Here is an 18,991-nt window from a genome sequence, read left to right as displayed (position 1 = left end):
ACAAGGCTCTCGCCGAGGCGGACAAGGCCGCGGCGCGACGTCTGCCGTGACGCACGAGGACTCCACGTGTGCGGTCGCGGTGGTCGGGCGCACTCGCCACTGCCGGGTGCACGGTGTCCCTCGACCCCTTCCGGACCTTGGGTCGCAGTCCGCTGCAGAAACGGCTCGGCCGCCCCGCGGGCCGCCGTGAGCACCTTCGACCCGGGGGCGGCCGCGACCGCCAAGGCGGGGGCAGCCACCGCATCCACCGCAGCCACCGAGGCCACCGCTGCGCTGGCCGAGGCGAAGGCCGAGCTCGCTGACCTCCTTGCCGACCCGCCCGTCCCGGACTCGGAGAAGCAGTCCCTGGAGGATGCCGTCGAGGCGGCGCGCCTCGGCCGCGCTGCCGGACGCGAGCACCTGGCCGCCGTGATGCTCGTGGCCGACCTGGGGACGCTCGTGCTCGCCCAGGTCGACGCGTTCCTCGTCTCGGTCGCGGCCACGCCGCCCACGGGTCGGTCGGCGTGGGCGACGGCGCGCATGCTCGAGTGGCTCCGCCTCGCGCCCGGAGCCGGCGGATGTTCCGACCACGAGCGGCCGACCGTCACGCCCGTGGTGCTCGTGCGCTCCGGCAAGGGCGACGTCACCATGACGACGTCCAACCGGGCACTCTGGCTCGCCGACCGCTTCTCGACCGACGGCACCCAGTCCATGTCCTGCCTGTGACTCGACGTGGACACCGACACCGTCCTCGCGGCGGGGGTCGTGGCTCGCACCGGCGCGGTCGGGGGAAGCTGGGCCGCACCCAGGACGTCGCCAACCCCTGATGGCCTACTCACCGAAGCAAAACCTCCAAAACGCTCACACGCCAGACGGATCCGCACTAGCGTCCGTCGACGACGCCCACACCGCCCAGCACGTCCAAGGCCTGGCGGCGTGGCGCGTCGAGACAGGGAGTGATGGCGCCGTCCGAAGGGCGGCGCCATCCGCACGTGCCGCGACCACGGGGTCGCGACGACAGACAGGGAAGCATGCGCACGTTCATCACCAAGGCCCTCGTGGCCACCGCCGGTCTCGGCCTCGCCGTGGCCGCACCCATCGCCGCCGCGACCTCGGCCCAGGCGCTGCCGGCGATCATGATCTACAAGGTCCAGTACGACTCACCCGGCTCCGACACCGGCAGCAACACGAGCCTCAACGCGGAGTACGTCGTCATCAAGAACACGACGCGCAGCAACCGCGTCCTCACCGGCTGGACCCTGCGCGACAAGACCGGCTACACCTACCGGTTCCCGACCTTCACCCTCAAGGCGGGCGCCACCGTGACGGTCCACACCGGGCGCGGGTCCGCGACGTCGACGCACCGCTACTACAACAAGACCTGGTACGTCTGGAACAACTCGGGCGACACGGCATACCTCAAGAACGCCTCGGGCACGACGGTCGACACGTGCGCGTGGAGCGGAGGCGGCACCGCGAAGTACTGCTGAGCCCAGCTCCGTACGACCGACGCCGCACAACGAAGGCCCGCCCCGCATCCGGGGCGGGCCTTCGTCGTGCCCCCATATCTGGGAGTTGTCCCACCAACGCGCCAGTAATGGTCAAGAGATCGTCAAAAAGGCCGCATTACGTCACGAAGTCGATAATTTGGACAAACAGCGCCAACTCCCCTCGAGACCACCTACCCCACGGGTGGTCTCGGCGTCTGTCCGAACACACCGCATGGAGCCCCATCAGTCCTGAGCCCCCAGCACATCCCCCACAGCAGGAGAAGGCACATGAAGCGGATCATCTTCGTCGTCCTCGCAGCCGTCGGTCTCGCCGTCGGCGCGGCCGCACCCTCGCAGGCCGCCAAGCCCACCCCTACCCCCACCGTCACGGCGGCCTACTGGGGCCACTGGGCGACCCAGGCCCTCGTCTACGACTCCACCGGCGGAAACAACTCGTACAAGGTCGCTGAGGCAGTCTCGGAGTGGCGCAAGTCAGGGTGGAACGTGGCCATGACGAGCGACGCCACCAAGGCCAACATCACGGTCCTCGCGCAACAGGCGACCTCGGACGGCGCGATCGGTGATGCAACCCTCGTCAGTGGTGGAGGTGTCATCACGGGCTGCACCGTTCGTCTCGACCCGCTGTTCGCGACCATGTACGCCGGCGAGCACCTCGCCATCCACGAGCTCGGCCACTGCGGCGGCCTGCCGCACTCGACGTCGGCCAAGAGCGTCATGTACCCGTCGACGAACTCCAACACGGCACTCACCCGGCCCACGGCCGCCGACATCCGCTGGATGGCCGGCAACTACTGATCGACCCGCACCACTGCTCGGGGGAGCTTGCACCACAACCACATCGGGCCCGCGGCGTATGCCGTGGGCCCGATGCGCGTCCAGGAGACCCCGGCCACGGGGTGGGAGATGCTCCGGGAGCGCAGCCCGGCGTGCGCGGGGCGGCTCGCCGCTGCCGTAGGCTGTTCGATCGTGGCTGTTGACTTCACGCAAGAGATCAAGGACCTGCGCGCGACGATGGACTCCGTGCGCGGGGTCACGAACCTCGACGAGCTCGCCCGGACCATCGACGAGCTCGAGCAGCAGGCCTCCGCCCCCGACCTCTGGGACGACCCCGACGCGGCGCAGCAGGTCACGAGCGCCCTCTCCCGCGCCAACTCCGAGCGCGACCGCATCCTCGGGATGGACGCGCGCATCGAGGACCTCGAGACTCTCGTCGAGATGGGCCAGGAGGAGAGCGACGCCGCCACCCTCGAGGAGGCCGAGCGCGACCTCGCCACGCTGAAGAAGGACGTCGGCGAGCTCGAGGTCCGCACCCTGCTGTCGGGGGAGTACGACGAGCGGGAGGCCGTCGTCACGATCCGCTCCGGTGCCGGTGGCGTCGACGCCGCCGACTTCGCCGAGATGCTCATGCGGATGTACCTCCGCTGGGCCGAGCGCCACGGCTACCCGACGAAGGTCATGGACACCTCGTACGCCGAGGAGGCCGGCCTCAAGTCCGCCACCTTCGAGGTCAACGTGCCGTATGCCTTCGGCCACCTGTCCGTCGAGGCCGGCACGCACCGCCTCGTCCGGATCAGCCCGTTCGACAACCAGGGTCGTCGGCAGACGAGCTTCGCGGCCGTCGAGGTCATCCCGCTCATCGAGAGCGACGACTCGGTCGACATCCCCGAGAACGAGCTCAAGGTCGACGTCTTCCGTTCGAGCGGTCCCGGTGGCCAGAGCGTCAACACGACCGACTCGGCGGTGCGCATGACGCACATCCCGACCGGCATCGTCGTCTCGATGCAGAACGAGAAGAGCCAGATCCAGAACCGCGCCGCCGCCCTGCGCGTCCTCCAGTCGCGACTGCTCCTGCAGCGCAAGGCCGAGGAGGCCGCGGTGAAGAAGGAGATGGCGGGCGACGTCAAGGCGAGCTGGGGCGACCAGATGCGCTCCTACGTGCTCAACCCGTACCAGATGGTCAAGGACCTGCGCACCGAGTTCGAGACCGGCAACCCGAGCGCAGTCTTCGACGGTGACATCGACGGCTTCATCGAGGCGGGCATCCGGTGGCAGATCGGTGAGAACCGCCGCGAGGACTGACATCTCGGGCGATCTCCGCTTTCGGCGGGCGCGCCGGCCTCCGCGCTCGTAGGGTCGCGTCGTCGGCTCCACCCGACGGCCCCCGCCCACGGTGGGTCGGCGCAGCTCACGCTCCCGCCTGAGAGGTTCCGCCCATGTCACCCCTCCACCGCCTCGTCACGACCCTCGCCGCCCTCCTCGTCGCCGCCACCGTCACCGTCGGGCTGGCTCCCGCGGCGTCCGCCGCCTCCAGCGGCGCCTCCCCGCCATGCAGCAGCGTCCGCCAGATCGGCGACCGGAAGGTCGTCTCCGACCTCGGGATGTCCGCCTTCACCGTCCGCCAGTACGTCGGCTGGTGCCGCGACGCCCGAGGGTCGGCGTGGATGAACTTCACGTCCGTCTACGTCTGGGACCAGTACCACGTGCGCGGCTTCGCCTACCGCTCGCTCTCCGGCGTCGCCGTCCGTGGTGAGCCCGAGGCGCGCGGCTTCACGACGGGCGCCAGCCGCCAGCAGCTGAGCTACTCGACCCCGGTCCGCACGACCTCGCTCTGCACGCAGGGCTGGGGCAAGCTCTCCCGCGCCGGCTCGGAGTCGGCCCAGGGCCTGACGACGCTCGTCTGCTGAGCCCCGGCCGGGCATCGCGGGCCGCCACGCCGGGGCCGGCCGTTTTCCGGGGGTTTCGTCCGTCGGCCCGTAGCCTCGGAGCCGGTCCTGTTCACGCCGGCGTATGCCGTCACGTGCCACCGGGGCCAGCCGCCGTCCCGCTGATGCCCAGCTGATGTCCAGTACGAGTCGAGGCCCGTCGCATGATCCTCTTCGAGAACGTCACGAAGACCTACCCGCGGACGACTCGTCCGGCCCTCGACGACGTCAGCCTCGAGATCCCGCGCGGTGAGTTCGCCTTCGTCGTCGGCACGTCCGGTTCGGGCAAGTCGACGATGATGCAGCTCGTCATGAAGGAGCAGGACGTCTCCCGGGGTCGCATCCTCGTCGCGGGCCGCGACCTCGACCGCCTGCCGGAGCGCAAGGTGCCCGCCCTGCGGCGCGAGATCGGCTGCGTCTTCCAGGACTTCCGCCTGCTGCCCAACAAGACGGTCTTCCAGAACGTCGCCTACGCCCTCCAGGTCCTCGGCAGCAGCCGGGCCCGCATCCGCCAGACGGTGCCCGAGACGCTCGAGCTCGTGGGCCTGGCCGGCATGGAGAAGCGCCTGCCGCACCAGCTCTCGGGTGGTGAGCAGCAGCGCGTCGCCATCGCCCGGGCCTTCGTGAACCGGCCGCCGGTCCTGCTCGCCGACGAGCCCACCGGCAACCTCGACCCCGACACGAGCCTGGGCATCGTCCAGCTGCTCGACCGCATCAACCGCACCGGGACGACCGTCGTCATGGCCACCCACGACACCGTCACCGTCAACGCCATGCGCAAGCGCGTCATCCGCCTCGACCGCGGCGTGCTCGTCAGCGACATGGAGGCCGGCGACTACACGACCGGTTCCATCCCGCGCATCCGGCTCGACGAGGAGGCCGAGGCGCCGCGCCGCGCGGCCGAGCCCGAGGTGTCCGACGGCTACGACGACGGGGACCCCACGGCATACGACACGGACGAGCCGGACGGGCTGCCGCCCATCGGGCGCGACGCCGACGCGCCACGCAGCAAGAGCGGAATCTTCCGGCGGCACAAGGCCGTCCAGACGAGCGACCGCTGAGCGCGAGACGAAGCGAGACACGACATGCGATTCCAGTTCCTCGTCGGCGAGATCGGCAACGGCCTCCGGCGAAACCTCTCGATGGCCGTCTCGGTCGTCATCGTCACGATGATCTCGATGTACCTCCTCGGCCTCGGCCTCATGGGCCAGCGGCAGGTCGACACCATGAAGGACTACTGGTACGACCGCGTCCAGGTCACGGTGATGCTCTGCGCCGAGAAGACCCGCTTCACCAACTGCGCGGGCGAGGCCACGACCGACGCCCAGCGGACGGCGATCAAGGCCGAGCTGGAGGCCCTCAAGCCGACGGTCAAGGAGGTCTACTACGAGTCGCGCGACGAGGCGTTCGAGCGGTTCAAGCAGACCTACAAGAACTCGCCGCTCGCGCGGGCGGGGGAGTCCTACTTCGCCGACTCCTACCGGGTCAACCTCAACGACGCCGGGAAGTTCGACGTCGTCGCGAGCTCGATCAAGGGCATGCCCGGGGTCGCCGACGTCCAGGACCAGAAGAAGCTCCTCGAGAAGTTCTTCACCTTCATGAACACCGTGTCGTGGGCGGCGATCGCGCTCTCCTCACTCATGGTCCTCGCGGCCGTCATGCTCATCTCGACGACGATCCGCCAGACCGCCTTCAGCCGTAGGCGTGAGACCGGCATCATGCGCCTCGTCGGCGCCTCGAACTTCACGATCCGCTTCCCGTTCGTCATGGAGACCGTCCTGGCGAGCGTGCTCGGCGCGGTCCTGGCGATGGGCATGCTCTGGGCCACGGTGCGCTACGGCGTCGTCGGCTTCCTGAGCCAGACCCTGACGGACACCGCCTTCATCGGGGTGGCGGACGTCTACTACGTCGCGCCGTTCGTCGTCGTCGGCGTCATCGTGCTCTCGAGCCTCACGTCCTGGGTGACGCTGCGCCGTTACCTGCGCGTCTGACGCGGCCCGCTCTGCACAATTTCCCGAATTCGCTGCCAGGGACCGAGGCGGCGTCGCATGCTGTCCCGGGCCGGCATGCGGCCCTGATCGTGACGATTTCTCCCCAACGCGAGTGACGTGTGGTACCAATGGAGCATATGTGGCTCATGAGGCGTTCTGAGAAGAGCGGGCCCGCGACCAGGCTGACGGCCGCCGGGCTCGTCATCACGTGTTCCGTCTCCCTGGGATCGGCGCTCGTCGCGCGTGCCGACTCCGTGTCGGACCAGAAGAAGCGCAACGACCAGAAGATCGCCACGCTGGGTCAGCAGCTCGAGGGCACGAACGCCGCGCTCGCGCGCGCCTACGTCAACCTCCAGCGCACCAACGCCGCGCTCCCGATCGCCCAGCAGCGCGTCACCTCCGCGCAGGCGGCCCAGGTGCGCGCCCAGGCGGCCCAGGTGGCGGCCGAGGCCACCGAGGCCCGCGCGATCGCCGCCGAGGCGAAGGCCCGCGCCCACAACGAGGCCGTGGCCCAGAAGCTCGCCGTGGCCAAGGCCAACGAGCAGCGCGCCAAGGAGCAGCTCGCCAAGAGCGGCGCCGACCTCGTCAGCAGCCAGGACGCCCTCGACTCGTACGCCGCCGAGGTCTTCCAGGGGTCCGGCCAGGAGTCCCAGCTCGGGATGGTCTTCGGATCCACCTCACCGGAGGACTTCGCCAACCGGCTCGTCATGGCCGACACCGCGAGTGCGGTCGCCAGCGACACCATCGACAAGCTCGCCGCGATGACGGCCGACAACACCTCGACCCGCTCGTACCTCACGTCCGTGCGCGGCGAGATCGCCGAGCTCAAGCGACAGGCCGAGGCCGCCCTGCGCGGGGCCGAGGCGGCCGCCGCGGCCGCCACGCAGGCCAAGAACCAGGCGATCATCGCCAAGAACAACGCCGTCACCGCCGCGCAGAACGCCGCCGCGGCCAAGACGCAGCTCGACCAGCTGAAGTCCAAGCAGTCGGCCTACACCGCCGACCTCGCGGTGCAGAAGCAGGGCGAGGCCGCAGACCTCGCCTCGGCCCGCGCCGAGTCGGCCCGCCTGCAGGCCGTCCTCGTCGAGCGGGCCCGCCAGGCCCGGATCGCCGAGCAGAAGCGCCAGGCCAGGCTGCGCGCCGAGCGCGCCGCGAAGATCCGCGCCGAGCGGGCCAAGGCCGCCGCCGCCAAGAAGCGCGGACAGGTCTACATCCCCAAGACGCCGCCGCCGGTGCAGAGCGACCCGACTCCGTCGAACTACCTCAGCTACCCCGCCATCGGCCCGACGACCTCCGGCTTCGGCATGCGGTGGCACCCCGTGCTCCAGAAGTGGATGCTGCACGACGGTCTCGACTGGGGCATCGCGTGCGGCACCCCGGTGTATGCCGCGGCGCCGGGCGACATCATCCGCGCGGGTTGGCGGGCGAGCGGGTGGGGCAACCAGATCCTCATCGACCACGGGATCCACCGCGGCGTCGACCTCGTCACGAGCTACAACCACCTGTCGAGCATCGTGAAGTTCGGCGGCAGCGTGAACCGCGGCCAGCTCATCGGCTACTCCGGCACTACGGGCTACTCGACGGGCTGTCACCTGCACTTCGGCACCTACGAGGACGGCACGCCGGTCAACCCCCGCAAGTGGCTCTGACCCGCCCTCCCGGACAAAACCGACTCTGAGCCGAGGGCCCCTTCGGGGTAGCGTTGGTGCGCTGACCACACACCCTCAACGGCGGAAGGACGGTCCGGTGCCGAAGGAGAAGGGGCGGTCGCTCATCGCGAGCAACCGCAAGGCCCGACACGACTACCTCATCGACGACACCTTCGAGGCGGGCATCGTCCTCTCCGGCACCGAGGTCAAGGCGCTGCGGATGGGGCGCGCGTCCCTCGTCGACGGCTTCGCCATGTTCACCGGTGACGAGCTCTACCTCGAGAACGTCCACATCCCCGAGTACCTCAACGGCACGTGGAACAACCACGCCCCGCGTCGCAAGCGCAAGCTGCTCCTGCACCGCGCCGAGCTGACGAAGATCGCGCACAAGACCCGTGAGAGCGGGCGCACCATCGTGCCCCTGGCCCTCTACTTCAAGGACGGCCGCGCCAAGGTCGAGATCGCCATCGCGACCGGCAAGAAGGAGTACGACAAGCGCCACGCGCTGCGCGAGCGCCAGGACAACCGCGAGGCCGACCGGGCGATGAGCGCGGCCAACCGCCGCCGCTGACCCTTCCGCCGGAACCGCGCGACCCGGCGCAGCGTCCGGTGTCAGGATGCAAGGGACCAACGACGTGGAGGCACTCCGATGGCTGGACCGACCGGACCGACCCGATCGAGCGTGACGCGCGGCCGCCGACTCGGCGTGCTGGGTCTGCTCCTGGCAGCCGCGCTGTTCCTGCTCGTACCGGCCGCCGCGCAGGCCGCCGGCGACGAGGGCATGGACTCCTTCGCCGCGGTCTACGACGTGCAGCCCGACGGCAGCATGAAGGTCACCGAGACCATCACGTGGCGCTTCCCGAGCGGCGAGCAGAAGCACGGCATCTTCCGCGACGTCGTGGTGCGGATGGGCTGGAACGGCGAGGAGAACCGCTACCGCTACTACGACCTGACGGACGTCGCGGTGTCGAGCCCGAGCGGCGCGCCCGACGCCTTTCGCGTCACCGACAACGGTGCGGCCAAGGAGATCCGGATCGGCTCCGCCGATGAGTACACCAGCGGCACGCAGGTCTACACCATCAGCTACACGCTGCACGACGTGCTCAACCCGATCACCGCCGACGGCAAGCCAGCCGCCGACTCGAGCACGGCCGACACCGTCGAGCTCTACTACAACGTCTTCGGGACCAACGAGACCACCGTGCGTGACCGCGTGTCGATCACCGTCAAGGCGCCCGCGACGCCGACCGAGGTGGCCTGCTACCAGGGCGTCAACCGGTCGGACACCCCCTGCGAGGCGACGAAGGGCGATCCGGCCCGGTTCTCGGCGACCGGGCTGACCGCGGGCGATGCCATGTCGGTGCTCGCCTCCTACCCGGCCTCGGCCTTCGGCGACGTGCGCCCCGACGTCCGACAGGGTGACTCGGCGTCCTCGATCGGTTCCGACGCGGCCCCGGCTGCCAACGCCGCCGCCTGGGCCGGCGCGATCGGCGCTCCGGTGCTGGCACTGGCCGTGATGGGTGCCCTCGTCTGGAGCCGCGGTCGGGACGAGCGCTACGCCGACCTCACGCCGGGCCTCTCGCCGGCGTACGGCACCGGCGCGGCGGGCGACGGGACCCCGAGTGCCGCCACGGTGCGCGGCGGGTCGTCCCCCGTCGCCGTCCAGTTCCAGCCGCCGAAGGGCGTGCAGCCGGGCATGGTCGGCACGATCATCGACGAGACCGCCAACCCGATCGACGTCTCGGCCACGGTCATCGACCTCGCGGTGCGCGGCTTCATCCGGATCGAGGAGAGCGACGGCGGGGGAGCCTTCAGCCGCACCGATTGGACGCTGAGCCGGCTCGCGCCCCCAGCCGACGAGCGACTGCTGCCCTACGAGCGCCAGCTGCTCGACGGCATCTTCTCCAGCCGGGGCGACGTCGTGCGTCTCTCGGAGCTGAAGAACACCTTCGCGAGCACCCTCAAGCGCATCCAGTCCGGGATGTACGAGGAGGTCGTGACACGGGGATGGTTCCGCTCCTCGCCCCAGACCCAGCGCGGCGCGTGGCAGGGCCTCGGTCTCGTCATCGCCGTGCTCGGCGGACTCATGCTCTTCTACGGCCGACCCGCGATCAGCGCGATCCTCGGCGGCAGCTTCGGTGGCGGGGTCGCCCTCGGCATCGGTCTCGTCGTCGCCGGCCTCATCGTCTGGTTCCTCGGCGGGCGGATGGCCGCCAAGACCGCCGAGGGCTCGGCCGTGCTCGCCCAGTCCCTCGGCTTCAAGGAGTACCTCACGACCGCCGAGGCCGGGCAGATCGAGTTCGAGGAGGCGTCCAACATCTTCAGCCGCTACCTGCCGTATGCCGTCGTCTTCGGTGTCGCGGACCGGTGGGCCAGCACGTTCGCCGACGTCGCGAAGGCGGCCGAGGCCGCCAACCAGCCTCTCGTGATGCCGACGTGGTACGTCTGGAGCGGCAACGCCTTCCCCGACTTCACGAGCATCGCCGACGGTGTCGACTCCTTCTCGACGACATCGACGGGCACCTTCACCTCGACGCCGGGCTCGTCGGGATCGTCCGGCTTCTCCGGCGGCGGTGGCTTCTCCGGCGGCGGTGGCGGCGGGTCGTCCTCCGGCTCCTGGTAGCCCGCACGACCGATGTGACCTTCGGTGCGGGGGAAGGTCCCGGTGACACACGCCGTCGCTACGACGACGCCGGCTCAGCGTCTCGGGACGGTCGTCGCGACGCGAGGGCGAGCAGGGCTCCCACGCCGGCCACGACGCCACAGAGCGGCCACAGCAGACCGGGCGCGACGGCATACACCATCCCGCCCAGCGGGGCGGAGAGCATCGTCCCGCTCGTGGCGGCGCCGGTGTAGAGGCCCTGGTACTGGCCGACGAGATGGGCGGGCGCCGCGTCGAGGACGTGCGCGGTGGCCGTCGTCTTGTAGAGGATCTCGCCGGCGGTGAGCACCACCATGGCGACGACGGCTGCGGCCGTGACGCCCATCCACGTGAGCCCGAAGATGACGAAACCGACTGCCACGAGGGCGTATCCGGTCGCGATGATGGGAATCGCCGGTCGGTCTCGGAGCCACAGGGCCACGGGGATCTCGAGCGCGAGGATGAGCCCCGACCCGATCGCGACGAGGAGCGTGTAGAGCGCGAGCGGCTGCCCGTGGTCGCGCAGGTGCAGGGGGAGGGTCGAGTAGAGCTGGCGGTAGACGAGGTCGACGAGCACGACGCCCGGGAGGAGCAGCAGGAGCGACCGGTCGGCCCGGACCGTCCGCCAGAAGCCGGCCGGGGCGTCGGGCTCCGCGGCCACCGGCGCCTCGTCGGGCAGGAAGCGCGACGTGACGTGGCGCAGCACGAGGGTGAGGACGCCGTCGAGCACGAAGAGCGTGTCGTAGCCGTGCGTGGCGAGCAGGGCGCCGACGGGAGGGCCGATGACGAAGCCCGCGTTGGAGGCTGCGCGGCTCACGGCGACCGACGACCGGCGTGACCCGGCCGGCACGGCGAGTGCCGCGAGCGCACCCTGCCCGAGGGACGCGACGGCGCCCAGGTAGCCCGTCACCGGCATCGTCACGGCGAGCAGCCACACCGGCTGCCACGGGATGAGGGCGGTGAGGACGCCGACCACGCTGGCCGTGAGGAGCAGGACCCGACGGTGGCCGTAGCGGTCGCCGAACCGGCCACCCGTGACGTTCCCGAGGAGCGCGCCGACACCGTTCGAGCCGGCGATGATGCCCGCCGGCACGACGCCCAGCCCCCGCGGTCCGGTGAGGTAGAGCACGAGGAAGAGCATGAGGAAGGCGCTGGCCGAGCTGACGAAGCGCCCGGCGGCCAGCACCCAGACGACGCTCGGGAGGTCACGGAGGTCGCGCACCCGAACATCAGACCATAGTGAGTCTCTTTTAGGAACTCAGTTAGGATGAGGCCATGACCAGGCGACACGCGAGCGCCGCCGACCCGTGCGGCATCGCCCACGCCGTGGGCGTCCTCGGTGACCCGTGGAGCCTGCTCGTCCTGCGCGACGTCGCCGGCGGATGCACCCGTTTCGACCAGCTCGTCACCGAGACGGGGATCTCGCGCAAGGTCCTCGCGCAGCGTCTCGACGCCCTCGTCTCAGACGGCGTCCTCGAGCGCCGCGGCTACTCCGACCGTCCGCCGCGGCACGAGTACGTCCTCACCGCCCTCGGCCGCGGGGCGCTCCCGGTCCTCGCTGCCCTGCAGGAGTTCGGGGACACGTGGCTGCTCGGCGACGGCAGCCCCGATGCCGGTGCCGCCGCCGACTCCAACGAGGTCAAGCGGGTGAGCAGCCTCGTCGGACAGGCGATCCCGCGCCTGCACGCCCTGGACCCCGTCACCGATGTGCCGTTCACGGTGGTCTACTGCTACCCCGGCAACGCGTTCCCCGGGGCCGACGAGATCCCTGGTGGCATCGGCTGCACGCTCGAGTCGTGCACGTACCGCGACCGGCTCGGCGAGTTCACCGACCTCGGGGCCTCGGTTGTCGGGGTCTCGACCCAGCGACCGGGAGAGCAGGCCGCGTTCGCTGCGGCGAACGGCATCCGCTTCCCCCTGCTCTCGGACGCCGACCTCGAGCTGACGACCGCGCTGCGCCTGCCGACCTTCCGTGCGGGCGGCACGACCCGGCTCAAGCGCCAGACACTCGTCGTCGACCGGGACCGTGTCGTGCGCGCCACCCTCTTCCCGATCCCCGACGTCACGGGGTCGGTCGAGGAGGCGCTGGGCCTCGTGCGTGGACTCGGACGCGGCTGACGCGGCTGACGCGGCTGATGTCAGCCGATGACGACGAGCAGGTCGCCACCCTCGACCTGCTGGTGCGCGCCGATGGCGACCCGCGAGACGGTGCCTCCGGTGGGGCTCGTGATGTTGGCCTCCATCTTCATGGCCTCGATCGTCGCGACGACGCCGCCGGCCTCGACGGTGTCACCCTCGGACACTGCGAGGGTGACGACACCGGCGAAGGGCGCGGCGACCTGGCCCGTGACCCCCGCGTCGGCCTTCTCGGCGGATTTGACGTCTGCCTCGACCGAGCGGTCGCGGACGGTGATGGGTCGGAACTGCCCGTTGAGGGTGCACATGACGGTGCGCATCCCCTTGGAGTCGGCCTCGCCGATCGACTGGACCCCGAGGATGAGCCGCTTGCCCGGCTCGATCTCGACCTCGTACTCCTCGCCTGCCTCGAGGCCGTGCAGGAACTCGACGGTGCCGAGCACCGACAGGTCGCCGTAGGACTCGCGCGAGCTCTCGAACTCTTTCGTCGGTCCGGGGAAGAGCAGCTCGTTGAGGGTGCGTCGCGGGGCCTCGACGAGAGCCTGCTCCTGCTCCGGCGTCAGCTCGGTGAGGCGCGGCTTGGACTGGCGGCCGGCCAGCGCCTTGGTGCGGAAGGGCTCTGGCCACCCACCGGGAGGGTCGCCGAGCTCGCCGTTGAGGAAGCCGATGACCGAGTCCGGGATGTCGAAGCGCTGGGGGTCGTCCTCGAAGTCCTGCGGGTCGGCGCCGGCGCCGACGAGCGCGAGCGCGAGGTCGCCGACGACCTTGGAGCTCGGCGTCACCTTGACGACGTTGCCGAGGATCCGGTTCGCCGCGGCATACATGTCCTCGATCGCCTCGAAGCGGTCGCCGAGACCGAGGGCGATCGCCTGCTGCCGGAGGTTGCTCAGCTGGCCGCCGGGGATCTCGTGGAAGTAGACCCGGCCGGTAGGGGAGTCGAGTCCCGACTCGAAGGGCCGGTAGAGGTGACGGACGGCCTCCCAGTAGGGCTCGAGCGCGAAGACGTTCTCGATGTCGAGCCCCGTCGGGCGGTCGGTGTCGTCGGTTGCCGCGACGAGGGCCGAGAGCGATGGCTGGCTCGTCGTGCCGGCCATCGTCGCCGTGGCGGCGTCGACGGCGTCGACCCCGGCGTCGATGGCGGCGAGGAGCGTGCCGATCTGGCCGCCCGCGGTGTCGTGCGTGTGCAGGTGCACCGGCAGGTCGAAGCGTTCGCGCAGCGCGCGGACCAGCCGCGCCGCGGCCGGCGCGCGGAGCAGCCCGGCCATGTCCTTGATGGCGAGCACGTGGGCGCCGGTGTCGACGATCTGCTCGGCGAGGTGGAGGTAGTAGTCGAGCGTGTAGAGCTTCTCGCCGGGGCTCATCAGGTTGCCCGTGTAGCAGAGCGCCACCTCGGCGACCGCGGTGTTCGTCTCGAGCACCGCTTCGACGGCCGGGCGCATCTGCGACACGTCGTTGAGCGAGTCGAAGATGCGGAAGATGTCGACGCCCGTCGACGCGGCCTCGCGCACGAAGGCGTCGGTCACGGCCGTCGGGTAGGGGGTGTAGCCGACCGTGTTGCGCCCGCGCAGCAGCATCTGCAGCGGGATGTTGGGCATGGCCTCACGCAGCGCGGCGAGCCGCTCCCACGGGTCCTCGGCGAGGAAGCGCAGCGCGACGTCGTAGGTCGCGCCGCCCCACGCCTCCATCGAGAGCAGCTGCGGCGTCAGGTGCGAGACGTGCTTGGCGACGTGAAGCAGGTCGCGGGTGCGCATGCGGGTCGCGAGGAGCGACTGGTGTGCGTCGCGGAACGTCGTGTCGGTGACGGCGACGTCGTTCGCCTCGCGCAGCGCTCGCGCGAAGGCCGCCGGGCCGGCGGCGACGAGACGGTCGCGGGCACCGGGCGGCAGGGGCGCGTCGGGGAGCTGGGGAAGCTTGGTGCGGGGGCGGATCCGCGTCGTGACCGGGCCGTTGGGCTGGTTGACGGTGACGTCGGCGAGGTAGCTGAGCAGCTTCGTCGCGCGGTCGGCGCTGATCCGCGCGGAGAGCAGCTCGGGACGCTGGTCGATGAACGAGGTCGTGGCCAGGCCCTTCTGGAAGACCGGGTCGCTGAGGACCGCCTCGAGGAAGGGGATGTTGGTCGAGACCCCGCGGATGCGGAACTCCGCCAGGGCGCGCTGGGCCCGGCGCACGGCGATCGGGAAGGTCATCCCACGGCAGGTGAGCTTGACGAGCATCGAGTCGAAGTGGGCGCTGATCTCGGCACCGACGAAGACGGTCCCGCCGTCGAGGCGCACGCCGCTGCCGCCGGCCGAGCGGTAGACGGTGATGGTGCCTGCGTCGGGGCGGAAGCCGTTGGCCGGGTCCTCCGTCGTGATCCGGCACTGCATCGCGAAGCCCTTGGTGCGGATGTCGTCCTGGCGCAGGCCCATCGACGCGAAGGTGTCGCCCGACGCGATCTGCATCTGCATGACGACGAGGTCGATGTCGGTGACCTCCTCGGTCACCGTGTGCTCGACCTGGATGCGCGGGTTCATCTCGATGAAGACGTAGCGCCCGTCCTCGCCGAGGAGGAACTCGACCGTCCCGGCGTTGACGTAGCCGATCGAGCGCGCGAACTCGACGGCGTCGGCGCACATGCTCTCGCGCGTCGCCGCGTCGAGGTTGGGCGCCGGCGCGATCTCGACGACCTTCTGGTGGCGGCGCTGGAGCGAACAGTCGCGCTCGTAGAGGTGGACGACCTCGCCCGTGCTGTCGGCGAGCACCTGGACCTCGATGTGGCGCGGGTTGACCACGGCCTCCTCGAGGTAGAGCGTCGGGTCACCGAACGCCGACTCGGCCTCGCGCTGGGCGGCCTCGAGCGCGTCGCGCAGGCCCTCTCGGCCCTCGACGCGCCGCATGCCCCGACCGCCGCCACCGCTGACCGCCTTGACGAAGACGGGAAAGCCGATGTCCTCGGCCGCGGCCTCGAGAGTGTCGAGGTCGGTGCCGGGCTCGGAGCCGCGCAGCGTCGGCAGGCCGGCGTCACGCGCGGCGGCGATGGCGCGGGCCTTGTTGCCCGTGAGGTGCAGCACCGAGGCCGGGGGACCGATGAACGTGATGCCGGCGGCGTCGCACGCCTCGGCGAGAAGGGGGTTCTCCGACAGGAAGCCGTAGCCGGGGTAGATCGCGTCGGCCCCGGCCTCGACGGCCTGGGCGACGATGGCCTCGTGGTCGAGGTAGGCGCGGACCGGGTGGCCCTCGTCGCCGATCTGGTAGGCCTCGTCGGCCTTGAGCCGGTGCTCGCTCTTGCGGTCCTCGTAGGGGAAGACGGCGACCGTGCGGGCGCCGAGCTCGGTGGCGGCCCGGAAGGCTCGGACGGCGATCTCGCCTCGGTTGGCGACGAGAACCTTGCGGAACATCGGACCTCCAGGGTGCCGGGGGCGACGGGTGTGGTCCGCGTCGACCACGGTCGGCAGCCTAGTGGCGGGCGTGTCGCTCCCGAGAGGGGTGTTCCCATCCGAGACGGGAATGGCTTGGACCGCCCGAGCGTTCCTCCTGCATACTGTGGACTCCACCCCGGTGGAGCGCAGAGCAGCTTGACAAGTGAACAGCGTGACGTGGACACCCCTCATGGGGGTGATCGGTTTCGACGGTGGTCGACATGTCAGGGGAAGCGGGTCGAGGATGCAGGGTTATCTCGTAAACGCTCCTTGCAAAACCATAGGTGCCAATTCCAAGCGCACCGACTTCGCCCTCGCCGCCTGAGCGAGCCTCGAAGTCTGTCAGCCTGAGCTAGTTTCCGACTCAGTGTCTGGCATCAGCTAGGAAACTTGCTGTGCAGTCATGTTGGGGGGCTGCACGGGACTCTTACTCAACTGGGCCTGTCAGGGGACGCGTGCGTGCGAGCCCTGGGGCCGAGAAAAGCCATAGCGCACTGCACCCGGAGAAGCCCTGGTTTCTCGTCATCGGACGCGGGTTCAATTCCCGCCACCTCCACCACTCACGTGGTGGCCACGTCACGTTGTCGCTGACAAGCACGAGGAGGGCGTCCCGTCGCGGGACGCCCTCTTCGTGTATGCCGTCCGTGTACCGGGCTCGGTACGAGCGGCGGGTCGCTGCGAGTGTGGTGTCCCGTCTAGGACTTGATGCGCGCGAGCACGTAGTGTCCGTCGCGCTGGGTGAACGTCGCGCGCACGCCCACCCTCACGCCGTTGATCGTCAGGTGGCAGTCCGTGTGCGTTCCGACCTTGAGGTCGGGGAAGTTCGCACAGCTGATGGCCCCGATCTTGTCGGCAGGGCGCCTGGCCTTCGCGGTGGCAGCGATGCGGGCCGCCAACATCTTGCCACTCGTGGCCGGGTTGAACTCGATGATCGACGGTGGTGGCGTCACCGTCTGCGTGACGGTCGGTGGCGCCGCCGGGATGCCCTGGGTGCAGCCCCCCAGAGCCATCACCGCCAGACCTGCCACCACGCCACGGCGAGCGTAGACAACGGTTCGCATGCGCATGCGCACCTCCGCCTCTTTGGCTCCGCCTCACCGGCGATGCCCTCTCCGATCAGTATCGGCATCGGGCGCCGCGGACGAAGCGAAACGGCCGACGTGTCAGTCGACCATTTCGCCTGGGGAGCATGTCGCCGGCGAGGCGTTGCGTCAGGCCGGGTCGGTGCTGGGGGCGCCGGCCGCCTCGGCCGCCATCTGCTCCTTGATCGGGGCCATGTCGAGGTTCTTGACCTGCTCGATGACGTCCTGGAGCGCGGACTGCGGCAGCGCACCGGGCTGGGCGAAGACGAGCACGCCCTCCTTGAAGGCCATCAGGGTGGGGATCGAGGTGATGTTCGCCGCCGACGCAAGGGACTGCTCGGCCTCGGTGTCGACCTTGCCGAACACGATGCCCTCGTTGTCACCGCTCTGCGAGGCGGCGTCGTAGACCGGGGCGAACTGTCGACACGGGCCGCACCAGGACGCCCAGAAGTCGACCAGGACGATGTCGTTGTCGAGAACGGTCTTCTCGAAGGACTGCGCGGTCAGGTCAGTGGTAGCCATGTCTCTCCCAACGATCGGTGTGTGACGGGTATTCCGCCCTCAGCGCAGTTCCCACGTGACGGTGACGGAGGCCCCGAGGTCGAGGTCACCGCCCTCGACGGGCATGCCGCCGGCGTCCATCGAGGCCGCCATGAGATTCATCTCGCGGCGCTGGACCGGGATGGCGCCCGCCTCGGCCACCCCGAGGACTGCGCCGAGCTCGGCGCCGGAGAGGGCGGCATACTGCTGCGCCTTGTCGTGGGCGTCGGCGAAGGCTGCCTCCCGGGCGCGCCGCAGTCCCTCGCTGCGGTCGGACACGTCGAGTCGCACCTGGTCGACGAGCAGGGCGTTGCCCACGGCTGACGCGGCGGCCTCGAGGATCTCGCCGACCGACTCGAGCCGGCGCACGGTGACGGCGAGCCGCTGCTGGGCCGTGAAGCCGACCGGGACACCGGTGTTGTCCCAACGCTGGTTGACGCCCGCGTCGAGGGTGCGGATGTCGGCGTCGGCCACGTCGTGGTCGCGCACGACCGCCCCGACCTTCGTGATGCCCTCGGCCGCCCCGGCGAGGGCCGCCGCGACGTCGTCGGCGTCGTGCCCGACCCGCAGGTCGAGGCGCACGACGTCGGGGGAGACGGCGGCCCTCCCGGCGCCGTTGACGGTGACCGTGCGCTTGCCCATGGGGTTCCTCTCGTCGCGGCCCTCGCGGAGCGGGTCGGGGCCCTCGTCGCAACCTACCTAGACTGCGGTGCCATGACGAGCCTCCCGCGACGGTCCGCCCCCACCTCGCGCCGCGTCGTCGGCCTGGCGGTCGCGGCCGTCGTGACGCAGCTGCTCGTCCTCTACTGGCCCGTCGTCACCGTCGAGGGCCCGGTGAGCTGGACCGACAAGGTCGTGCACCTTCTCGTCTTCGCCGTGCCGACGTATGCCGTGGGGCGGGCCCTGCGTTCCGTGCGCACCGCGGTCGTCATCTTCGCGATCCATGCGCCGGTGAGCGAGCTGGTGCAGCACTTCCTGCTCCCCGGGCGCTCCGGCGACGTGTGGGACGCGGTGGTCGACCTCGTCGGCGTGGCGCTCGGGGCGGCCGTGCTCGTGGTCGGGGCCCGGCTGCGTCGCTGGTAGACTTGGCGGCATCCGACTCCGAGGTCTCCTCGGATCACGACGGAAGAGATGGCGCCGGGGATGCCCGGCGGGCAGGCTCGTCCGACGAGGTGACACCCCTACCGGAAGACAGCGCAGACGGCGCGGCCCGGCACCGACGCGGAGCGGATCCGAACACCGGACGGCACAGATGCCGGGGACCGGTACACATGGGGCGCAGAGATTCCTGCGCCTGAGGCTCGTCTGCATGGTCGTGGTGTGACTCACGGCTCGAGGCGAAGTCTGCATCGAGTCAAGAGA

17 protein-coding genes and 1 other RNA gene are annotated in these 18,991 nt (G+C 70.4%); 13 read left to right on the top strand and 5 right to left on the bottom strand.

Annotated features, from left to right (window positions below):
• Window positions 1-186: 186 nt before the first annotated feature.
• From AB4Z14_RS13645 to AB4Z14_RS13600, 10 genes are all read left to right on the top strand, one after another.
• Complete coding sequence (locus AB4Z14_RS13645) at window positions 187-705, top strand: hypothetical protein (protein ID WP_442275647.1); 519 nt, start codon at window positions 187-189, stop codon at window positions 703-705.
• A gap of 305 nt (window positions 706-1,010) precedes the next feature.
• A complete protein-coding gene (locus AB4Z14_RS13640; protein WP_442275646.1) occupies window positions 1,011-1,469 on the top strand; it encodes a lamin tail domain-containing protein in 459 nt (152 codons plus the stop codon).
• 288 nt (window positions 1,470-1,757) lie between these two features.
• On the top strand, window positions 1,758-2,285 hold the full coding sequence (locus tag AB4Z14_RS13635; RefSeq protein WP_442275645.1) for a matrixin family metalloprotease: 528 nt from the start codon (window positions 1,758-1,760) through the stop codon (window positions 2,283-2,285).
• Between the two features lie 171 nt (window positions 2,286-2,456).
• The gene (gene prfB, locus AB4Z14_RS13630; RefSeq protein ID WP_442275644.1) at window positions 2,457-3,569 is read left to right on the top strand and encodes a peptide chain release factor 2; all 1,113 of its coding nucleotides are present in this window, start codon (window positions 2,457-2,459) and stop codon (window positions 3,567-3,569) included.
• Between the two features lie 134 nt (window positions 3,570-3,703).
• Window positions 3,704-4,174 carry a hypothetical protein gene (locus AB4Z14_RS13625; protein ID WP_442275643.1) on the top strand — a complete coding sequence of 157 codons (471 nt, stop codon included), beginning with the start codon at window positions 3,704-3,706 and terminating at the stop codon, window positions 4,172-4,174.
• 182 nt (window positions 4,175-4,356) lie between these two features.
• On the top strand, window positions 4,357-5,253 hold the full coding sequence (ftsE, locus tag AB4Z14_RS13620) for a cell division ATP-binding protein FtsE (protein WP_442275642.1): 897 nt from the start codon (window positions 4,357-4,359) through the stop codon (window positions 5,251-5,253).
• A 24-nt stretch (window positions 5,254-5,277) separates the two neighbouring features.
• Window positions 5,278-6,183 (top strand): permease-like cell division protein FtsX, encoded by a 906-nt coding sequence (gene ftsX / locus AB4Z14_RS13615; RefSeq protein ID WP_056775782.1) that lies wholly within the window; start codon window positions 5,278-5,280, stop codon window positions 6,181-6,183.
• A gap of 146 nt (window positions 6,184-6,329) precedes the next feature.
• Window positions 6,330-7,832 carry a M23 family metallopeptidase gene (locus tag AB4Z14_RS13610; RefSeq protein ID WP_442275641.1) on the top strand — a complete coding sequence of 501 codons (1,503 nt, stop codon included), beginning with the start codon at window positions 6,330-6,332 and terminating at the stop codon, window positions 7,830-7,832.
• Window positions 7,833-7,929: 97 nt separating this feature from the next.
• A complete protein-coding gene (gene smpB, locus AB4Z14_RS13605; RefSeq protein WP_056775785.1) occupies window positions 7,930-8,403 on the top strand; it encodes an SsrA-binding protein SmpB in 474 nt (157 codons plus the stop codon).
• A gap of 78 nt (window positions 8,404-8,481) precedes the next feature.
• Window positions 8,482-10,455 carry a DUF2207 domain-containing protein gene (locus tag AB4Z14_RS13600; RefSeq protein ID WP_442275640.1) on the top strand — a complete coding sequence of 658 codons (1,974 nt, stop codon included), beginning with the start codon at window positions 8,482-8,484 and terminating at the stop codon, window positions 10,453-10,455.
• A 58-nt stretch (window positions 10,456-10,513) separates the two neighbouring features.
• Here the strand turns inward: AB4Z14_RS13600 and AB4Z14_RS13595 are convergent, their stop codons facing one another.
• Entirely contained in the window at window positions 10,514-11,695 is a 1,182-nt protein-coding gene (locus AB4Z14_RS13595) for an MFS transporter (RefSeq protein WP_442275639.1), read from the bottom strand.
• Between the two features lie 53 nt (window positions 11,696-11,748).
• Between AB4Z14_RS13595 and AB4Z14_RS13590 the strand changes: the two genes are divergently transcribed.
• Window positions 11,749-12,591 (top strand): winged helix-turn-helix transcriptional regulator, encoded by an 843-nt coding sequence (locus tag AB4Z14_RS13590; protein WP_442275638.1) that lies wholly within the window; start codon window positions 11,749-11,751, stop codon window positions 12,589-12,591.
• A 20-nt stretch (window positions 12,592-12,611) separates the two neighbouring features.
• Here AB4Z14_RS13590 and AB4Z14_RS13585 read toward each other — a convergent pair whose 3' ends face one another.
• Entirely contained in the window at window positions 12,612-15,986 is a 3,375-nt protein-coding gene (locus AB4Z14_RS13585; RefSeq protein ID WP_442275637.1) for a pyruvate carboxylase, read from the bottom strand.
• A gap of 213 nt (window positions 15,987-16,199) precedes the next feature.
• Here AB4Z14_RS13585 and ssrA point away from each other — a divergent pair.
• Window positions 16,200-16,566: a transfer-messenger RNA gene (gene ssrA, locus AB4Z14_RS13580) on the top strand.
• A gap of 136 nt (window positions 16,567-16,702) precedes the next feature.
• On the opposite strand, the gene AB4Z14_RS13575 is transcribed toward ssrA, so the two are convergent.
• The 3 genes from AB4Z14_RS13575 to AB4Z14_RS13565 all read right to left on the bottom strand — a co-directional run bounded on the left by AB4Z14_RS13575 (window position 16,703) and on the right by AB4Z14_RS13565 (window position 18,271).
• Window positions 16,703-17,038, bottom strand: a complete 336-nt coding sequence (locus AB4Z14_RS13575; protein ID WP_442275636.1) for a DUF4333 domain-containing protein — start codon at window positions 17,036-17,038, stop codon at window positions 16,703-16,705.
• Between the two features lie 180 nt (window positions 17,039-17,218).
• Entirely contained in the window at window positions 17,219-17,611 is a 393-nt protein-coding gene (gene trxA, locus AB4Z14_RS13570; RefSeq protein WP_442275635.1) for a thioredoxin, read from the bottom strand.
• Window positions 17,612-17,650: 39 nt separating this feature from the next.
• Window positions 17,651-18,271, bottom strand: coding sequence for an SIMPL domain-containing protein (locus AB4Z14_RS13565; protein WP_442275634.1), 621 nt, complete (start codon window positions 18,269-18,271; stop codon window positions 17,651-17,653).
• 72 nt (window positions 18,272-18,343) lie between these two features.
• Between AB4Z14_RS13565 and AB4Z14_RS13560 the strand changes: the two genes are divergently transcribed.
• Window positions 18,344-18,712 carry a VanZ family protein gene (locus tag AB4Z14_RS13560; RefSeq protein ID WP_442275633.1) on the top strand — a complete coding sequence of 123 codons (369 nt, stop codon included), beginning with the start codon at window positions 18,344-18,346 and terminating at the stop codon, window positions 18,710-18,712.
• The last annotated feature ends 279 nt before the right edge of the window (window positions 18,713-18,991 follow it).

It is taken from the genome of Terrabacter sp. 2TAF16 (genome assembly GCF_052115065.1).
Classification (GTDB): Bacteria; Actinomycetota; Actinomycetes; order Actinomycetales; family Dermatophilaceae; genus Terrabacter.
This window is presented reverse-complemented; position numbering and strand designations above follow the sequence as displayed.

Coding starts and splice junctions, on each gene's coding strand:
- AB4Z14_RS13640 (WP_442275646.1), top strand. CDS start 1,011: ATGCGCACGTTCATCACCAAGGCCCTCGTGGCCACCGCCGGTCTCGGC.
- AB4Z14_RS13585 (WP_442275637.1), bottom strand. CDS start 15,986: ATGTTCCGCAAGGTTCTCGTCGCCAACCGAGGCGAGATCGCCGTCCGA.
- trxA (WP_442275635.1), bottom strand. CDS start 17,611: ATGGCTACCACTGACCTGACCGCGCAGTCCTTCGAGAAGACCGTTCTC.
- AB4Z14_RS13565 (WP_442275634.1), bottom strand. CDS start 18,271: ATGGGCAAGCGCACGGTCACCGTCAACGGCGCCGGGAGGGCCGCCGTC.
- AB4Z14_RS13625 (WP_442275643.1), top strand. CDS start 3,704: ATGTCACCCCTCCACCGCCTCGTCACGACCCTCGCCGCCCTCCTCGTC.
- AB4Z14_RS13635 (WP_442275645.1), top strand. CDS start 1,758: ATGAAGCGGATCATCTTCGTCGTCCTCGCAGCCGTCGGTCTCGCCGTC.
- AB4Z14_RS13610 (WP_442275641.1), top strand. CDS start 6,330: ATGAGGCGTTCTGAGAAGAGCGGGCCCGCGACCAGGCTGACGGCCGCC.
- AB4Z14_RS13600 (WP_442275640.1), top strand. CDS start 8,482: ATGGCTGGACCGACCGGACCGACCCGATCGAGCGTGACGCGCGGCCGC.
- ftsE (WP_442275642.1), top strand. CDS start 4,357: ATGATCCTCTTCGAGAACGTCACGAAGACCTACCCGCGGACGACTCGT.
- AB4Z14_RS13590 (WP_442275638.1), top strand. CDS start 11,749: ATGACCAGGCGACACGCGAGCGCCGCCGACCCGTGCGGCATCGCCCAC.
- AB4Z14_RS13560 (WP_442275633.1), top strand. CDS start 18,344: ATGACGAGCCTCCCGCGACGGTCCGCCCCCACCTCGCGCCGCGTCGTC.
- ftsX (WP_056775782.1), top strand. CDS start 5,278: ATGCGATTCCAGTTCCTCGTCGGCGAGATCGGCAACGGCCTCCGGCGA.